Below are 17,540 nucleotides of genomic sequence, written 5' to 3'. Positions count from 1 at the left end.
CGCCCGCGGCGAAGGCCGTGGACGACCAGTTGATCGACGACCTGGTGGGCCGCGCCCCGGCCGAGGGCCTGCAGCTGACCGGCGAGGGCGGGCTGTTGCAGCAACTAACCAAGCGGCTGTTGGAGTCCGCCCTGGAAGGCGAGATCACCGACCACCTCGGATATGACAAGCACGATGCGGCCGGGAAGAACGGCGGCAACTCCCGCAACGGCAAACGCTCCAAGACCGTCCTGACCGACGTCGGTCCGGTGGAGATAACCGTGCCCCGCGACCGGGACGGCTCCTTCGAACCGAAGATCGTCAAGAAGCGGCAGAAGCGCCTCACCGGCGTCGACGAGATGGTCATCTCGCTGGCCGCGAAGGGCCTGACCACCGGCGAGGTCCAGGCCCACCTGGCCGAGGTCTATGGCGCCGACGCCTCCCGCCAGACCATCTCCACCATCACCGACCAGGTCCTCGAGGGCATGGCCGAATGGCAGAGCCGACCCCTCGACGCCGTCTACCCGGTCGTCTTCATCGACGCCATCCCCGTGAAGATCCGCGACGGCGCGGTGGCCAACCGGCCCCTCTATGTGGGTCTGGCCGTCACCACCGAGGGCCGACGGGAGATCCTGGGGCTGTGGGCCGGCGACGGCGGCGAGGGCGCCAAGCACTGGCTGCACATCCTCACCGAGATCAAGAACCGCGGCGTGAACGACCTGCTCATGCTGGTCTGCAACGGGCTCAAGGGCCTGCCCGAGGCGGTGGAGACCGTCTGGCCGAAGACGATCGTGCAGACCTGCGTGGTCCACCTGCTGCGGAACTCCTTCCGCTATGCCGCCCGCCAGTACTGGGACAAGATCGCCAAGCTCCTCAAGCCCGTCTACCCGGCCATCGTGAAACTCTGGGAGAACGCGTGGGAGGAGTTCACTCCGTTCCTGCGGTTCGACACCGAGATCCGCCGCATCGTCTGCACGACGAATGCGATCGAGTCGGTGAACGCGCGGATCCGTCGGGCGGTGAAAGCCCGCGGGCACTTCCCCAACGAGCAAGCCGCGTTGAAGTGCGTCTATATGGCGATCATGTCCCTCGCCCCCACCGGCAAAGGCCAGGCCCGCTGGACCATGCGCTGGAAGACCGCGCTGAACGCCTTCGACATCACCTTCGACGGCCGCCTGTCGGCGGCTCGCCAGTAACCCCAACTACCCAGTTACACCACTCGTTTGACAGTCCCAGCGCGCGCCTTCAGGAGGGCAAGAGCCCGGCTGAGGCGCGGCGGGCGACGGTGATGGGCAGGCCCATCGAGCACAACCAGTCGGAAGCCACCGAGTCGGCGAAGGAGCGGTCTCCCTGGCTGGCCATGGACCTGACGTTCCGGGCGCAGTCGACGGCACAGATCGCGTGGACGCTGCTGGATGAGGAGCACCGCGTGCTGGAGCAGTGTCAGGACATCGGCCGGGACAAGGCGCTGGCGTGGCTGGAGGAGTCGGTCGCGGAGGTCCGCTGGGGGAGCGGCGGCAAGTACCGGCGTAGGTGTCTCACGCCCCCTTCTGCCCTGCAGTTGTGACGTGCACCACAGGGGGAGCGTAGCGCCAGGGTGTGCGCCGGTGGCGGCGCAGCATGTTCCGACGGCTCCTCAAGGATGCCACCGGATACCGACAGGCGTGATCAGACGGGGGGAGCGAACGAGCGGGCGTCATCCAGGTGGTACTCAGGTTCCTGCCGTGCACGTTACTGATCCGTGGTGCTTGTGGAGTCCCTGCGGGGCGGCCGACATGATCGGAAAGTCCCGCTGCCGGGCGTACGGCGCGGGCGGTCCGAATCCCTGACACCCCGGCACTGAGGAGAACCATGCCCTGTGACGTACCCGAGCACGTCACCGTCGACGGTGACCGGTTGTGGCGGTCGCTCATGGAGCTGGCGGAGATCGGCGCGTACGAGGACGAGCAGACGGGTCTGCGCGGTGTGCGTCGGCTGGCGCTCACCGACGCCGACGCGGAAGGGCGCCGCAAGCTGGTCTCTTGGATGGAGGAGGCCGGCCTCACCGTGCGCGTCGACGCGGTGGGGAACATCTACGGCCACCGGGCCGGCACCGTGCCGGACGCCCCGCCGGTCATGATTGGGTCCCACATCGACAGCGTGGCCACGGCGGGCGCCTTCGACGGCTGCCTGGGCGTCCTGGGAGGCCTGGAGATCGTCCGTACGCTGAACGAACGCGGCATCACCACGCGTCGCCCACTGATGATCGCCGCCTTCAGCGAAGAGGAAGGCGTCCGGTTCGGCACCGACATGCTCGGAAGCGCCGTCGCGGCGGGCCGGATCCCGCTGGAGGAGGCCTACGCCCTGACGGACGCGGACGGCCTCACTTTCGGAGACGAGCTGGCTCGGATCGGCTTCGCGGGCCCGCACGGCGTGCGGCTCGACCCATCGCCGTACGCCTACGTCGAATGCCACATCGAACAGGGCCCGCTGCTCTTCCGCTCGGGCACCGACGTCGGGGTCGTCACCGGGACGCAGGGCATCTCGTGGCAGGAGATCGTCGTCTACGGTCACGCCGCCCATGCCGGGGCCACCCCCACCGAGATGCGCGCCGATGCGGGTCTCGTCGCCGCCGAGATCGTGCGTCACCTTCGCACCATGGTGGACAGCGGCGACTACGGTCGCCTCCGGGCCACCGTGGGACACCTGACTCTCCATCCGGGCGATACCAACATCGTCCCCGCCAGGGCCGACCTCAAGGTCGACCTGCGCAATCCCGACGAGGAGTGCATGGTCCGCGCGGAGGAACACCTCGCGCGCTACCTCGACCGGCTGCAGGAGACGCAGAACGGGCTGCGCATCACCACGCGCCGCATGGCACGGACCTCGCCGGTCGCCTTCGACGGCCGGCTCCAGAAGATCGCCGTCCGCGAGGCGGAGGCCCTCGGCCTGACCCACAGCTCGATCCTCTCCGGCGCGGGTCACGACGCCCAGGAGATGGCGGCCGTCTGCCCGGCGGTCATGGTCTTCGCCAGGGGCGAGTACGACGGCATCAGCCACAGCCCGCGCGAGTACTCCACGGTGGAGTCCTGCGCGCGAGCCATCAACCTTCTCGCGGCCACGACCCTGAGCCTCGCCGACGAGGAATGACAAAGGAGAACCGACGTGGAGTCCACGTGTGTCCTGATGTCGGAGGGGAGCTTCCACGCGACCTATCTGATGTCCCAGTGGCTCGAGGAGTTCGGCGCCTCGCCTTCGTTCGGCGGCGTCTACGTGCGCGACGACCCTGATCGAGCCGGTCTCTACCGCCAGCGTGTCCGCTTCCACCGGGCCCATGCCGGAAAACGGACCCTCGCCCCCAGCGAACGGGAGGAGCTGCGCCGCCTCTACGACGACCTAGGCGAGACGGACGAGGCCATGCTCCATATGTACGGAGTGCCGTCGCTGCCCGAGGACCTGCCGGGGCGTCTCGGCTTACTCGGTGAGAATCTCAACGCCCCGGACGTCCGGATCTGGGCCGAGGAGCTGTGTCGCCGGGAGCCCGCCCCCTACTTCTTCGTATTCCTCGACCGCCTGCTGGCGCCGTGGTGGATTGAGCTGGCTCCCGACCGGATCGTCAACGGCCACTCCGCCGTGCTGCCGCACGCCCGCGGCATGTACGCCACCGAGCAGGTCGCTGCCCAGCGCGACCTGGAACGCTTCCGGCGGTGCGCCGGTGCCACGGTGCACTTCGTGGACAACGGGGTGGACACCGGTCCGCTCATACGCGCCGAGCGGCTGCCTGACCCGTTCGCCTTCGAGTCCCTCTGGGAGTGCAAAGGAGCCTCCTTCCGGACGGCGTTCGATCTGCTGGTGGGCGTCGCCCGGGACGTGAGCCGGCGCACCGGCACCCTGCCCGCAGGTCTGCAGGTCGTCGCTCCCGACGACCGCGACTTCCGGAGCAAGGACTTCGACCCGTCACGCAGGGCGGCCGCCGTGGCCGGTTACGTCGACATGAAGCGACAAACAACGGCAGTTTGAGCCCGCCGTCGCGACCGGCCCAGGGGCGCGGTCGAGGCGCCCTTCCGTTCAGTGAATCCAGCGGCTGCCGGGCACGGGCACGCGCGTCCCGAGCGGACGGCAGCACACCCCGCCCGGCAGGGGCTCCGCGCTCCCGCGGTGCCCTCGCCGCCGGGCCCTTTGGCGAGGAGCGAACCACACCATGAACGCAGCACACGAGGCTCTCGCCCCCATAGCCGTGATCGGCATGGCAGGGCGATTTCCCCGGTCGGCGGACATCGACGAGTTCTGGGCCCACTGCGTGGCCGGCGACGACTGCGTGTCCCGATGGGACACGCAGGCCGAGGCGGGCGGGCGGGTCGCCGCGTCCGGCCTGCTGGAGGACGCCGACGCCTTTGACGCCGAGTTCTTCGGCGTATCACCGGCTGAGGCCGAACTCCTGGATCCGCAGCACCGTGTCTTTCTAGAACTGGCATGGCAGGCGCTGGAGTCGGCAGCCGTCGTGCCCGGCGGAGAGGAGGTCGTCTCCGTCTATGCGGCGTCCGCACCCAGCCGCTACCGGCCCGCGCTGTCCGGCCCGGGCTCGGAGAACGAGCGTTACCAGCGGATGATCGCGAACAGCCCGGACTTCCTCGCGACACGCGTCGCCTACCTCCTCGACTTGCACGGTGAGGCGGTCAACGTCCAGACCGGTTGCTCCTCCTCCCTGGTCGCCGTACATCTGGCGGCCCAGAACCTTCGGTCGGGACTCACCGACGTCGCGCTCGCCGGCGGCGTCTCCCTCGACCCCGACCAGCACGGCGGCTACGTCTACCAGGAGGGGATGATCGCCTCCCCGGACGGCAGGTGCCTGCCCTTCGACGCGCGCAGTAACGGCACGGTGCCAGCGAACGGCGCCGGTGTGGTCGTGCTCCAGCGGCTCGAGGACGCGCTCGCCCAGGGACGGCCGGTGCACGCCGTGATCCGCGCCACCGCCACCAACAACGACGGCCGGGCCAAGAGCAGTTTCATGGCGCCCACGGCGCGCGGCCAGAGCGAGGTCATCGCCACGGCACTCGCGTTGGCGGATGTCGAAGCCGACAGCATCGGCTACTACGAGGCCCACGGCACTGGTACCCGGCTGGGCGACCCGATCGAGATCGAGGCAGCCCGCCGCGCATACGAACTCTTCACCGACCGGACCGGTTTCGCAGCCCTCGGATCGCTGAAGTCGAACTTTGGACACCTGGACCGGGCCGCCGGCGTGGCAGGACTGATCAAGGCGGTGTGCGCGGTCCGGGACGGTGTGCTCCCGCCGCTCACCGGATTCCGCGAGCCGAACCCGGACCTGCACCTGGACACCTCGCCGTTCCGGATCCCCCACGAGGCCGAACCGTGGCCCGAGCCGGACCGCCGGGCCGCCGTCAGCTCCTTCGGCGTCGGCGGCACCAACGCCCACGCGATCGTGGAGCGCTACCGGCCCGAAGCGGCGGCCTCGGCCACCCCCCACCCCACCGCCCCCGTGGTCCTGCCGCTGAGCGCGCACGACAGCCGAGCCCTGGCCCGCCGTACGGAGGCGCTGACCGAGCTGCTGGAGGGCGCCGCGCCGCCGGCACTCGGCACGGTCGCCCATACGCTCGCCGCCGGGCGCACCGTCCACGCCGCCCGCACCGCGGTGGTCGCCCGCACTGCCGCGGAGGCGGCGGCCGCGCTGCGCGAGGCACAGGCCCGGCCGAGCAACGGCGCGGCGGACAGCGCCGACGGCCCCGTGGTGCTGACCTTCCCCGGCCAGGCCGGCCGGAACGACACCGAGGTCCGCGAGATCTACGAGCGCTTCGCCGAGTTCCGGGAGGAGATCGACGCCTGCGCCGCCGTGCTTGGCCACACCGGACCCGAGCTGCTGTCCGGCCTCACCGGTCCGCTCACGTCTCCGGCTGGGGCCCCGACGGCGGGCAATCCGTACCAGCCCGCCCTGGTCGCGGTGGAGATCGCCCATGCCTGCCTGCTCACCGCCGCGGGCGTCCGGGCGGCCGCCGTGACCGGCAGCAGCCTCGGCGAGTTTGCCGCCGCGTACCAGGCCGGCGTCTTCGACCGGGACGGGCTCATGCGGCTGCTGCACGAGCGGGACAGGCTGATGCGGGCCACCGCCGAGGGCGCGATGACGGTCGTGGCGGGCGGTCCCCGGCTCGTAGAGGACCTGCTCGGCCCCGAACTGTCGCTGGCGGGCGAGAACGCCCCCGACCGCGTCGTTCTCGCGGGCACGCCCGGGGCCGTGGCCCGGGCCGAGGAGCTGCTCACCGCGGGCGGCCACCGCTGCCGTCGGCTGCCCGGCGGCATTGCCTTCCACTCGCCCCTGATGGACCCGGTAATCGCGCCGTTCCGCGAGGCCGTACGGCGCGCCGCGCCGCGCCCTCCCCGACTGCCCGTCGCCTCCTCCCTCACTGGGCGGTGGCTGCGGCCTGAGGAGGCGGTCGATCCAGAGCACTGGGTCCGGCACCTGCGCGAGCCGATCCGGCTGGCAGGCGCCTTCGCCACCCTCCTGGAAGCCGGCCACCGCCGCTTCGTCGAAGCGGGACCGGGCACCGCGCTGACCGGACTGCTGCTGCGGAACGCCACCGACGCCGCGTCGCCGCTGGCCGTGAGCGTGTCCGGAAGCGATGGCGCTGGCGGCTTCGCCGGCCTGGCGACCGCCCTGACCGGTCTTTGGCAGGACGGAGTGACGGTCGACTGGGACGCGGTCAACGGCACGGCCGGCGAGGCCTTCGCCACCCTTCCCGGGCACGTTTTCGACCGGCGTGGCCGCTACTGGAACCATCGGCCCGATGTCGACGGGGCCGCCAAGGCGGACCGCCGCGCGGCCACCCTGGACGTCCCCGAATGGCGCGTGTCGCCGCGCGCCGGCCGCCTCGGCGATCTGCCGCCCCGGGTCGCGCTGCTCACCCGCGGCGGCCCGCTGGCCGACGCCGTGACCCGGCTGCTCGCCGACGCGGGGAGCACGGTCGTGCCCGCGGGCGACGCCGAGCCGGCCGACGCCGTGGTGGACCTGCGGTGGGCAGAGAAGGGGCAGGCCCCGCAGCCGGAGCCGCGTCTCGGCACGGACGTCGACGCCTGGCTCGCCGAAGGGCTCTGGGACCCGGCCCGCGAGCTGCTGGCCCGGCGCCCGCTGCCCGCCACATACCTCCTGGTCACCCGCGGCCTCACCCCCGTCCTGCCGGACGAGGGAGCCTCGACCGCGGCCGCCGCCGGGCTGGGCCTCGTCCGCTGCCTTCCGCACGAGATCCCCGGCCTGCGCACCCAGCTGGTGGACGTCGGCGCCCGGGACACCGCCGCGGCCGCCGCGACCGCCGTCCTCCCGGAACTCGCCGCTCCGGACCCCCGCGACGTGGCGTACCGGAACGGCACCCGGTTCACTCTGCACCACCGCGCCGCCGTCGCGGAGGCGCGGGTCGCCGTACGGGAGGGAGGCACCTACCTGGTTCTCGGCGGCACCGGCCGGTTGGGCGCCGTGGTGGCGGACGCGATCAGCCGGGAGGCCCCGGCGACCGTGCTGCTTGCCGGGCGTGACCCGGGGCGGAGCCTCGGCAAGGCCCAGCAGGAGATGGTGGACGCGGCCCGGCGCCGGGGCTGCACGGTACGGACCGTCAGGCTCGACGCGACCGACGAGCAGGCCCTGCGCGCTGTACTGGCTGAGGCGGACCGCGAGTTCGGGCGGGTGGACGGGGTGTTCCACCTCGCGGGACACACCGACACCGAGGAATTCCCGCTCCTGCAGGAGGCCCTTGAGGACCCCTCGTCCAGGGTGGCGGAGGCAAAGGTGCGCGGTGCGACCGTGCTCGCCGAGGTGCTCCGCGAACGCGCCTGTGACTTCGTCGTGCTCTTCTCCTCGATCTCCACCGTTCTCGGCGGCCTCGGCTTCGGCCCGTACGTGAGCGCGAACGCGTACCTCGACGCGCTGGCGGTGAGGGAACGGGCGCGTACCGGGGTGCCGTGGACCAGCATCGGCTGGGACGGCTGGAGCGCGGATCTGCGGCCCGCCGACGGTACCCTGGACGGAGCCGAGGGCAGCTGGCTGCTGCGCCGGGCCCTGCGCGTGTCCGCCCCCGTGGCGGTCGCCGCGCTGTCGGACACCGAGACACGGCGCGCGGGCGTCCGCGCGGCACTGGCACGCCTGGCCCGGGACACCGTCACGCACGGTGGCGCGGCCCGCGCGGACGAGCCCAGTGAGATGCTGCGCACGGTCCTGGAAACGGTGGAGAAGGTGCTCGGCCAGGCACCGGACGACCCCGACAAGAGCCTGCGCATGCTGGGCGCGGACTCCCTGCAGATGATGCAGATCGCGGCCGGACTCCAGGCGGCGCTCGGCGTCGAGGTCCCGCTCGCCCCCCTGATCCGGGCCCGGTCCGTACGGGAGCTGGAGACGGTCTGCGTCGGCGCCCGAACGCCGGACGACGACGGGCGGTCGTCGGAGCCGGCGGCCGGCACCGACGAACTCGCGAGCGTGCAGCAGAGGTTGTGGTACCTCTGGCAGCTCGACCCCCAGGAGGCCAACTACAACGTTCCCTTCGGCTGGTGCCTGCCGGGTCTCGCACCACAGCGGGTGGTGACGGCGGTCCGCGCGCTGCTGGAACGGCACGCCGCCCTGCGCACCGCGTACGACGTTGACGCCACCGGGACGCCGCGCCGCCGGGTGACGGGACCCGAAGCGGTGGACATCGAGTCGGTCGAGCTCACGGGCAGCGGTGAGTCAGAGTTCCTGGCACACGCCCAGGAGTTCATCGGCCGGCCCTTCGACCTGACCAGCGCGTCCGTACGGGTCCTGGTGGCCGGGTCCGGCGAGGGACCGCAGTCGCGCACGAGCCGGGTGCTCCTGGTTTGCCACCACATCGCGATCGACGCCTGGTCCGTGGAGCTGATCCGCGGGGACCTGGAGGAGCTGCTCACGCCCGGCGGCCCCGCGGCGCTGCCGGAGCCCACGTCCTCGTACGACGACTTCGTGCTGGCGGAGCGGAGGTTCCGCGACTCGGCCGCCCACCGACGGCAGGTGGCCCACTGGACCGAGGCCACGAGGGGCATCGAACCCGTGGCCCCGCCGGAGGACGCGGTGGCGACGGACGGCAGCCGCGGGGCGGCGGGCGAGGCGCTGGCGACGCTCTCCCCAGACGTGCTGGCCGAGCTGCGGCGCGTCGCCGCGCGGGCGGACAGCACGCTCTACACGCTGGCGCTCACCGCGCTGACCCTTGCCCTGGGCGAATGGTGCGGCCGGGACGAGGTGGTGCTCGGCACCAACCTGGCCAACCGGAACCTGCCCGGTCTCGACTCCGTGGTCGGCATGTTCGTGGACCCGGTCGTGCTGCGGGTGCGCCCGCGCCCGGAGGGCGGCGACGGCACGCTCGGCGCGTCGCTGTCGGCGGTGCGCGAGGCCTTCCTGACCGCGCTCGACCACAGCGAACTCCCGTACCAGGAGGTCGTCCGGGTCTCCGGCCTCGGCGGGCGCGGGGCGGAGAACCCGCTCTTCTCGGTCATCGCGACCATGTTCGACGCGCAGGCCCGATCCCGGCCCGACGGCGCTCCGGAGATGCGCCCGCTGCGGCTGCCCGCGCAGTCGCGGGTCAAGTTCCGCCTCAGCGTCGAGTTCCTGCCGGGGCCGGACGGACTGATCCTCCAAGTGCTCTACCCCACCGAGCACTACCTGCCCGAGACGGTGCAGCGATTCGCCGACCGGGTGATGGGCCTGCTGGGCGCGCTCGCCCGGGACGGACTGGACGCGGTGGCCGAGCCTCCGGTGCCGGCCGGCGCCGGGACGACGGCCCGCCGCCGCTTCTCCCAGCGCTTCGCCCGGCCGGCACCGGCTGCGGCACCGGGCGCCCACCCCCACACCCCCTCGACCGAAGGTGACCTCCGATGAGCCTGCAGTACGAGACCCTCGGCGCCGCCGTCATGGCGGAAGCCCGCCTGACACCGGACCGCATCGCCGTCCACGACGCCACCGGGAGCTGGACCTACGGCCAGCTCGGCGCGGTGGCTGCGGCCGTCGCCGCTCACCTGCACCAGGCCGGCCTGCGGGCCGAGGACACGGTCGCCGTCGTCGGCGGCCGGTCCGCGCGGACGGTCCTCGCCCTCGTCGGCGTCCTGCACGCCGGCGGCGCCTACTGCGTGGTGGACCCCGAACTGCCGCCCGCCCGACGGGACCTCATGCTGGAGGACCTCGCCCCGAGGGCCGTGCTCCTCGCGGACGCGGACGCCGTCCCCCCGGCCGACGGGCCGCCAGGCATCCCAGTCCTGCACCTGGACGAGATCGCGCCCCCGGACCCGGAGGACGGGAGGCCGTGGCCTTCGATCCCGGGAGCCGAGCCGTCCGTGACGCCGTCGAACCTCGCATACGTCATGTTCACCTCGGGCTCCACCGGGCGACCGAAGGGCGTGCAGATCGAGCACGGCTCCGTCCTCAACATGCTCCGCGGCTTCGAGGAGATCGCCCCCACACGGGGCAGGCCGGTGGGCTCCCTCGTCGGCGGCACCTCCTTCGACGTGTCCGTCTGGGAGATCTTCGCGACGCTCGCTCTTGGCGGCACCCTGTACCTGCCGCCGACGGATCTCCTCACCGACCCCGAACGGCTCTGGGCCGAGCTCTGCACGCGGGGCGTGACCAACGCGTACATCCCGCCCGGGGTGCTGCCCGGACTGGTCGAGGCCGCCGCGCGCGGCGGCGACCCGGCGCTCGACCGGGTCCTCGTGGGCGTCGAACCGCTGCCGCAGGAACTGCTCGCACGGTTCGCCCGTGCCGTCCCCGGACTGCGCATCGTCAACGGCTACGGCCCGACGGAGACCACCGTCGTCGCGACCCTGCACCTCTTCGACGCCGAGCGGGTCGAGGAACCGTGGCGGCGCACCCCGATCGGCCGCGCACTGCCCACCACCGAGGTCATGGTGGTCGACGGTGACCTGCGGCCGGTCCCCGACGGCGAGACCGGTGAGCTCGTCGTTGCCGGCGCCGGCCTCGCCCGCGGCTACCACGGTCGGCCGGAACTCGCCGAGGGCCGCTTCACCGTCGACCCGGCGAGCGGGCGCCGCCTCTACCGGACCGGGGACTACGCCCGGGTGCTCCCCGACGGGGAGCTGGAGTTCGTCGGCCGCGTGGACAACCAGGTCAAGGTCGGCGGCTTCCGCATCGAGACCGGCGAGATCGAATCGGTGCTGGTCGCGCAGCGGGGCGTGCGCAGGGCCGTGGTGTTCACCCAGGACTCCCCGGCGGGCCGTTCCCTGTGGGCCGCCGTGGAGTGTCCCACGGTCGAGAGCGAGGCCGCAGTGGACCCAGCCGAGCTGCGCGCGGCCCTCGCACACCGGCTGCCGGCCTTCATGCTGCCCCGGCGCATACTCGTCGTGGAGGCCCTGCCGCTGACCGCCAACGGCAAGGTGGACCACCGGGCACTGCTCGGTGAGGCCACCGCCCGGCCCGACGGCATGGGCGACCGGGTGCCGCCGGTGAACGCGCGCGAGGAGTCGCTGGCCGGCATCTGGCAGGAGGTGCTCGACGCCGCCTGGCTCGGCGTCACGGACGACTTCCACCGCTCGGGCGGCTCGTCGCTGGCCGCCATGCGGATTGCGGCGAGGATGCGCGAGGCCGGTCTCGACGCCACGGCGGCCGACGTGCTGACGGCCGGCACGGTCCGCGAGCTCGCGCAGCGCTGCGCGGACCGGCCGGCCGACACGCCGGCGGCGGACGGCGGAACCGGCCAGGCGGCGGGCAGCACGGAGGTCTTCCCCGCGACACCGTCACAACAAGGCCTGTGGGCGTGGCGGGAGCTGCACCCCGACTGCGCGGACACCACCGTGCTGCACGCCGTCCGCCTTGACGGGCCGCTCGACGAGCACCGGCTGCGCGCCGCCCTGCAGCGGGTGACGGACCGTCACCAGGCACTGCGCACGGTGCTTCGTACCGACGCGTCCGGGGCGCTGGAACAGCACGTCCGCGCCTCGGCCGAGGCGCCGTGGTCCATACGGGACGTGTCCTCGCCAGCCGAGGTCACCCACCGCCTCGAGCAGCTACGCGGCCGCCGCCTCGACGTCACCGTCCAGGCCTGGGACGCCGAACTGCTTCGCGGTCCCGACTTCGCCGTGCTCCTGTTCGCGGCCGATCACATCGTGTTCGACGGCTGGTCCGCCGAAATCCTGGACGGCGAGCTAGCCCGCGCGTACGCGGAACCGGATGCCCGGGGCACACTCGCCAGCGCGGGGCCCGGCCCCGCCGCCCGCGCCCAGCGGTCCTGGCTCGACGGTCCGGAAAGCTCCGTCGCCCGCGCCTTCTGGGCCCGCGAACTGGACGGCTTCGCCGATCAGATGGGCCTCCCGGAGCCGCTCCTGCGCCCGACAGGGCCAGCCCCGCGCCGTACCACGGAGTCCGTGCTCGAGGTCCCGGCGCATATCGTCACGGCCCTGCGGGAGTTCGCCGCCGAGGCGGGGACCACCTTCTTCACCACCGTCCTGGCCGCGTTCAAGGCGTTCCTGCACCAGCGGGGCCTCGGTCCCGACAACTCGGTGTGCGTGGCGCGTTCGGTCCGGGACGACCTGCGAGCCCACGACGCGCTGGGCTACTTCGTCAACCTCGTACCGGTGAGGGACCGGGTCCCCCGGGAGGCGTCGTTCCGCGCCTACCACCGGGAGCTCGCCGAGCGGGCGGCGCGGGCGTTCCGCCACGCGGCCCTGCCGTTCGAGGAGATGGTCAGGCCCCTGTCCCTCGGCCGCGGCGGCAGCGTCGCGGCGCCCGCCCGCATCGTGGTCGCTCAGGAGGTCGGGGCCAGGGAGCCGCTGTACGCGGCGGAAGTGGTGCTGACCCGGTGGCCGGACGTACCGATGAACGCGGTCTACGACCTCGCCCTCTTCGTGGACGAGACGAACGGTCTACGGCTGCGCTGGGTATGCGACGACGGCACCTTCCTGGAGGGCGAGCGGCAGCGCCTGACGGACGGCTTCCTTGAGCTGCTGGCCGCCGTGGCGGCGGAACCCGACGCGGAGATCGGCCGGCTGCCGGCCGTCGGGCCACGCGAGCGGCGGCTGCTCGACGAGGCGACCCGCCCGGTGCCCGGCACGGCCACGGACGACACGACGCTCGCCCTGTTCGACCGGCGAGTCTCCGAGCGGCCGGACGCGGAGGCCGTGGTGCTGCCGGGGCGCCCGCCGGTCACCTACGCCGAGCTCTCCCGGCGCGCGGACGCGCTGGCCGCCGCCTGTGCCCCGTGGACCGGGGAGAACCGCAGTCCCGTGGTCGTCGTCCTGGACAAGTCGGCGGATCTGGTCGCCGCGCTGGTGGCCACGGCCCGGCTGGGCCGCCCCTACCTTCCGCTCGACCCCGGACACGCGCGCACCCGCCTGCACGATCTGGCCGAGCGGGCAGGAGCGACGGTCGTCGTCAGCCGGACGGGGCTGCTCGACGGGCTCACGCTGCCGGCGGCCATCGGCACCGTCCTCGTGGACGAGGTGCCCGAGGAGCCCTCCCTTACGGCTCACGAGCTCGTGCGCGCCGACGCGGACACCGGTCCAAAGCCGGACGACCTGCTCTACGTGATGCCGACCTCGGGCACGAGCGGCACGCCCAAGCTGGTGGGGGTGCCCCACCGGGCGGTGGTGCGGCTCGTCCACGGCAGCACTACACTTCCGATGGACCGGGGCGACCGCACCATGCTGGTGGCCAACTCCTCCTTCGACGCGGCGACGCTGGAGCTGTGGGGACCGCTGGTGAACGGCGGCGCCGTCGTCGTCCCGGAGCCCGCGGACCTCTCGGATCCGGGCCGGCTCTGTGCGGCGATCTCCACACACGGCGTGACGGTCGGCTTCTTCACCGTCACGCTGTTCGCCCGGATGATCGAGGCGGCGCCTCGCCACCTGGCGGGGATGCGGCACCTGCTCGTGGGCGGTGAGGCAGTGCCGCCCGGGTTGTTCGCCGAGGCCGAGCGGCATGTGCCGCGGGGCGCGCTGGTCAACGGATACGGCCCCACGGAGAACACCACCTTCTCCTGCTGCCACCGGCTGGACCGCGATCCGGCGTCACTCCGGTCGGTTCCGGTGGGCCGGTCCGTCAGCGGATCCACCGCGCAGGTGATGGACGACCGGCTCAGGGCGTTGCCGGTCGGAGCCGTCGGTGAGATCGTGGTCGGCGGCGCCGGGCTCGCCGTCGGCTATCTGAACGACCCCGAGCTGACAGCCGAGCGCTTCGTCCCCCACCCCGACGGCTCGGGCGCCCGGCTGTACCGTACCGGCGACCGGGGACGGCTGCTGCCGGACGGGGCTATCGAATACCTCGGCCGCAGCGACGGGCAGGTGAAGATCCGCGGTTTCCGGGTGGAGACCGGAGAGGTGGAGCACGCCCTCATGGCGCATCCCGCGCTGAGGCAGGCGGTGGCGCTGACCGCCCCCGACCCGGCCGGCGGCCTGCGGCTGCTCGCCGCGGTCGAGGCCGGGCCGGCGGCGGAACGGCCGACCGAGGCCGCCCTGCGCGCCTGGCTGCGGGAGCGGCTGCCCGGCTACCTCGTCCCCGCGCGCATCGCGGTCCTCGACCGCCTGCCGCTCACGGCCAACGGCAAGATCGACCGCGCCGAGGTGCTCGCGGCCGCCGCCCGCACGGGTGAGGCGGACCGCGGTTCCCTGGAGCCGATGACGCCGGTGGAGCGGGAGGTGGCCCAGGAGTGGGAGGAGGTCCTCGACCGGTGCCCCATCGGTCCGGACGACGACTTCTTCGCCCTGGGCGGTGACTCCATGGCTGTCCTCACCGTGTGCCACCGGCTGGCGCGCCGGCTCGACCGGGCTGTGCCGTCCCACCTGCTCTTCGAGCACCCGACCGTCAGGAGCCTGGCGGAGCGGCTCGCGCCGCCCGCGCCGGACGACCCGGCCGGTCCGCGAACCGGCGGACCGGACCGCGAGGCCCTGCTGCGGCGCGTGAGTCGGGTGCGCGGTCTCGCCACCCGCTCCACGGCCCCGGCCGCACCGGAGCGGACGTGAGCGGGGCGGGGTACGCCGCCCGAGCATGGCAGCGGGCCCTCGCGCGAGCCGAGGGGGAGGGGAAGGCCCTGGCGGACGCGATGCGCGGCCATCCCTTCGCGGACGGCGAGGGCTGGATGCCCGCCCGCCCGCTGCTCGTGGACCGAGCGGAACTCCGGTCGTCCCTCGCAGACCTCCGGGAACTCACGGGGCTCATCCGCGACGAGGCACTGCGGCGCTGCGACGGCGACCCGGGCCGGCTGGCCGCCCTGGCCGGCGTCGAACACCGCCGGCCAGCCCCTGGCACGCCCGACCTCGATCACTGGGCCGATTCCGTACGGGCCGATGTCGTGCTCGGCGCGGAGGGCTGGCGGGTCTGTGAGGTCAACGTGGACAGCGCGCTCGGCGGTGCCGGGGCGATGGCCGCCGCGGTGGGCGCTCACATTGGGGGCCCGGCCGCCCGGCGGCTGAGGGCGGAGGGCCTGCGACTGACCGCGCCGGATTACTACGCCCACAAGGCCGCGGCGCTGCGGGCCTGGGCCCCGGGCGACGAGGGAGAACCGCCCCGGGTCGCCGTCCTCGGGGTCACCCAGCCCGGCGAGCCCCACCCCGACGCCGTCTTCGACGACGAGGTCCGGATGCTCCGGCGACAAGGTCTGGCCGCCTCCCGCGAGGATCCGCGTGACGGGGTCGAGGTCGTCGCCGGCCGACTGCGCAACCGTTCCGGAGACGCCTTCGACCTCGCCGTCCGGTACTACGTGCCGCGGGTCGCCGAGCGGCTAGGCGCACAGGCGGCGCGGCTGCACGAGATCGAGGGCGCGGCCCGGACCGTGACGTTCGTCCCCCGGACGGCGTTCGGATTCGCGAGCAAGCGGATACTGGCCTGGCTGTGGGAGGCCGCGGCGGCCGGTCACGGCAGCCATGCGGTGGTCAGGCGGCGGGTCCCGTACACCGTCCTGGTCGCCGACCGCACGGTTTTCCTGCCGGACGGCCGCCCGGCGCACCTGCCCACCCATCTCCTCCGCCGGCAGGCCGGGTACCTGCTGAAGCCGGCGTTCGAGATGGGCGGACGCGGTGTGCTCCTGGGGCGCGCGACGGACGAGCGACGGTGGCGGCTCGCCGTCGACGAGGCACTGTCGGGGGCGTGTCCGATGGTCGCGCAGCGCTATGTCGCACCGCGCCCGATCGACGTGCCCATCGTGCACGGAGACGCCCTGGATGTGCGCCGGGTCACCGCGGTGGTCTCGCCCTTCCTGCTGCGCGGGCGGTACGCCGGGAGCTTCTGCCGGCTCGCCCCGGCGCACCGCTCCCCGGTGGTCAACTGGGAGGACGACCTGCTGCACACCGCGCTGGTCTCGGTGGACCGGGGAGACGCCTGACGGGACCGACGCGAACGGCCGGTGGGCCGCCCCTGATCAGGGGCGGCCCACCGGCCGTTCGCGTCGGATTCTTCCGCTTTTCGGCGCTCAGCATGGTGAGTTGCATGTTCCTGACCCCGGCGCGGGACTCCGCTCCGGGTCCGTGCGCTGCAAGCTGAGGGCACCGGGAGAACGGAGAGTCGGGAGGACGTGGTGATGTTAGAGGTACTGGGGCTCGACGCGCGTGCGAGCCGGGTCTACGAGGTCATGGTCTCGCAGCCGGAGTGGACGGTCGCGGACATCGCCGCCCATCTCGCGGTGGCCCCGGACGAGGTCCGGGACGCCCTCGACACCCTGGCCCGGAAATCCTTGCTGCGCCCTGCCGAGGGTCACCCGGAGCGGCTGCGCGCGATCAACCCCGCCATCGGACTGTCGGCCCTGCTGGCCGGACAGGAGGCCGAACTGGCCGAACAGCGCGCACAGATCGCCCGCACCCGTCAGGAGGCCGCCCGACTGGCCTCGCGGTGGACGGCCACTCACGTGCCGCACGGCTCGGTGGAACTGCTGGAGGACGAGGTCGAACTCCGGCGCCGCCAGGAGGAGCTGACCGCACGGGTCCGGCTCGAGGTTCTGTCGTTCCTGCCCGGGGGTGCCCAGAGCGCGGACGTGCTGGCTGTGGAGCGGGAGGCAGCCGAGGGATGCCTGGCCCGCGGAGTGCGGATCCGGGAGGCGTTCACCACCAGCGCCATGAACGACGCGGCGACCAGCGCCCACACCGACTGGATGGCCCGCGCCGGGGCGGAGGTCCGCCTGGCCCCCGCCCTGCCGACCCGGTTGGTCGTCTGGGACAGTCACACCGCCCTCGTCCCGGCCGAACCCGGCCCGGGCCTGCGCGCGGGCCTCCTCCTGACGGCTCCCGGAATCGTCACCGCCCTCGTCGCACTCTTCGAGGCGGTGTGGGCCGGTGCGGAGCCCGTGCACGAGGAGGCCCCGCACGACCGAAGCGCCGACCCGCAGGACCTGCAGCTCGTACGCTTCCTCCGGTCCGGGCTCACCGACGAGGCGATGTCGCGCCAACTCGGCGTCTCTGTACGGACCACCCGCCGCATGCTGGCCGGTCTCTACGCCCGCCTCGGCGCCCGCTGTCGGTTCGAAGCCGGCTACGAGGCCGCCCGCCGCGGCTGGCTCTGACCTTCTCCTGTCGTGGTCTTCTCCGCCCTCTCTGGCATTTCGCTGCCGTGGCAGGAAGCCGCCCTGCCGGAACGAGACACGGGC

At 73.2% G+C, this 17,540-nt stretch carries 7 protein-coding genes and 1 pseudogene; all 8 read left to right on the top strand.

Annotated features, from left to right (window positions below; genetic code table 11):
- Positions 1-17 precede the first annotated feature (17 nt).
- Positions 18-1,175 (top strand): IS256 family transposase, encoded by a 1,158-nt coding sequence (locus tag HNR57_RS37485; RefSeq protein ID WP_184567617.1) that lies wholly within the window; start codon positions 18-20, stop codon positions 1,173-1,175.
- Positions 1,176-1,267: 92 nt separating this feature from the next.
- Positions 1,268-1,510, top strand: a pseudogene (locus HNR57_RS37480) (MobF family relaxase); the annotation flags it as partial.
- Between the two features lie 320 nt (positions 1,511-1,830).
- The gene (locus tag HNR57_RS37475) at positions 1,831-3,108 is read left to right on the top strand and encodes a M20 family metallo-hydrolase (RefSeq protein ID WP_184567612.1); all 1,278 of its coding nucleotides are present in this window, start codon (positions 1,831-1,833) and stop codon (positions 3,106-3,108) included.
- Positions 3,109-3,123: 15 nt separating this feature from the next.
- Entirely contained in the window at positions 3,124-3,978 is an 855-nt protein-coding gene (locus HNR57_RS37470; RefSeq protein WP_184567610.1) for a formyltransferase family protein, read from the top strand.
- 181 nt (positions 3,979-4,159) lie between these two features.
- On the top strand, positions 4,160-9,841 hold the full coding sequence (locus tag HNR57_RS37465) for a type I polyketide synthase (RefSeq protein ID WP_184567608.1): 5,682 nt from the start codon (positions 4,160-4,162) through the stop codon (positions 9,839-9,841).
- The gene (locus HNR57_RS37460; protein ID WP_184567606.1) at positions 9,838-14,928 is read left to right on the top strand and encodes a non-ribosomal peptide synthetase; all 5,091 of its coding nucleotides are present in this window, start codon (positions 9,838-9,840) and stop codon (positions 14,926-14,928) included. Before HNR57_RS37465 ends, HNR57_RS37460 begins: the two co-directional genes overlap by 4 nt.
- Positions 14,925-16,286: a hypothetical protein gene (locus HNR57_RS37455; protein WP_184567604.1), complete on the top strand. Its 1,362-nt coding sequence runs from the start codon at positions 14,925-14,927 to the stop codon at positions 16,284-16,286. The genes HNR57_RS37460 and HNR57_RS37455 overlap by 4 nt, the downstream gene beginning before the upstream one ends.
- Positions 16,287-16,481: 195 nt before the next feature.
- Entirely contained in the window at positions 16,482-17,456 is a 975-nt protein-coding gene (locus HNR57_RS37450) for a helix-turn-helix domain-containing protein (protein ID WP_184567602.1), read from the top strand.
- Positions 17,457-17,540: the final 84 nt, after the last annotated feature.

Origin of the sequence: Streptomyces paradoxus (genome assembly GCF_014202475.1) — a bacterium.
Taxonomy (GTDB): Bacteria; Actinomycetota; Actinomycetes; order Streptomycetales; family Streptomycetaceae; genus Streptomyces; species Streptomyces paradoxus.
Note: the sequence above shows the minus strand (reverse complement) of the source record. Positions and strands in the feature narration are given on the sequence as shown.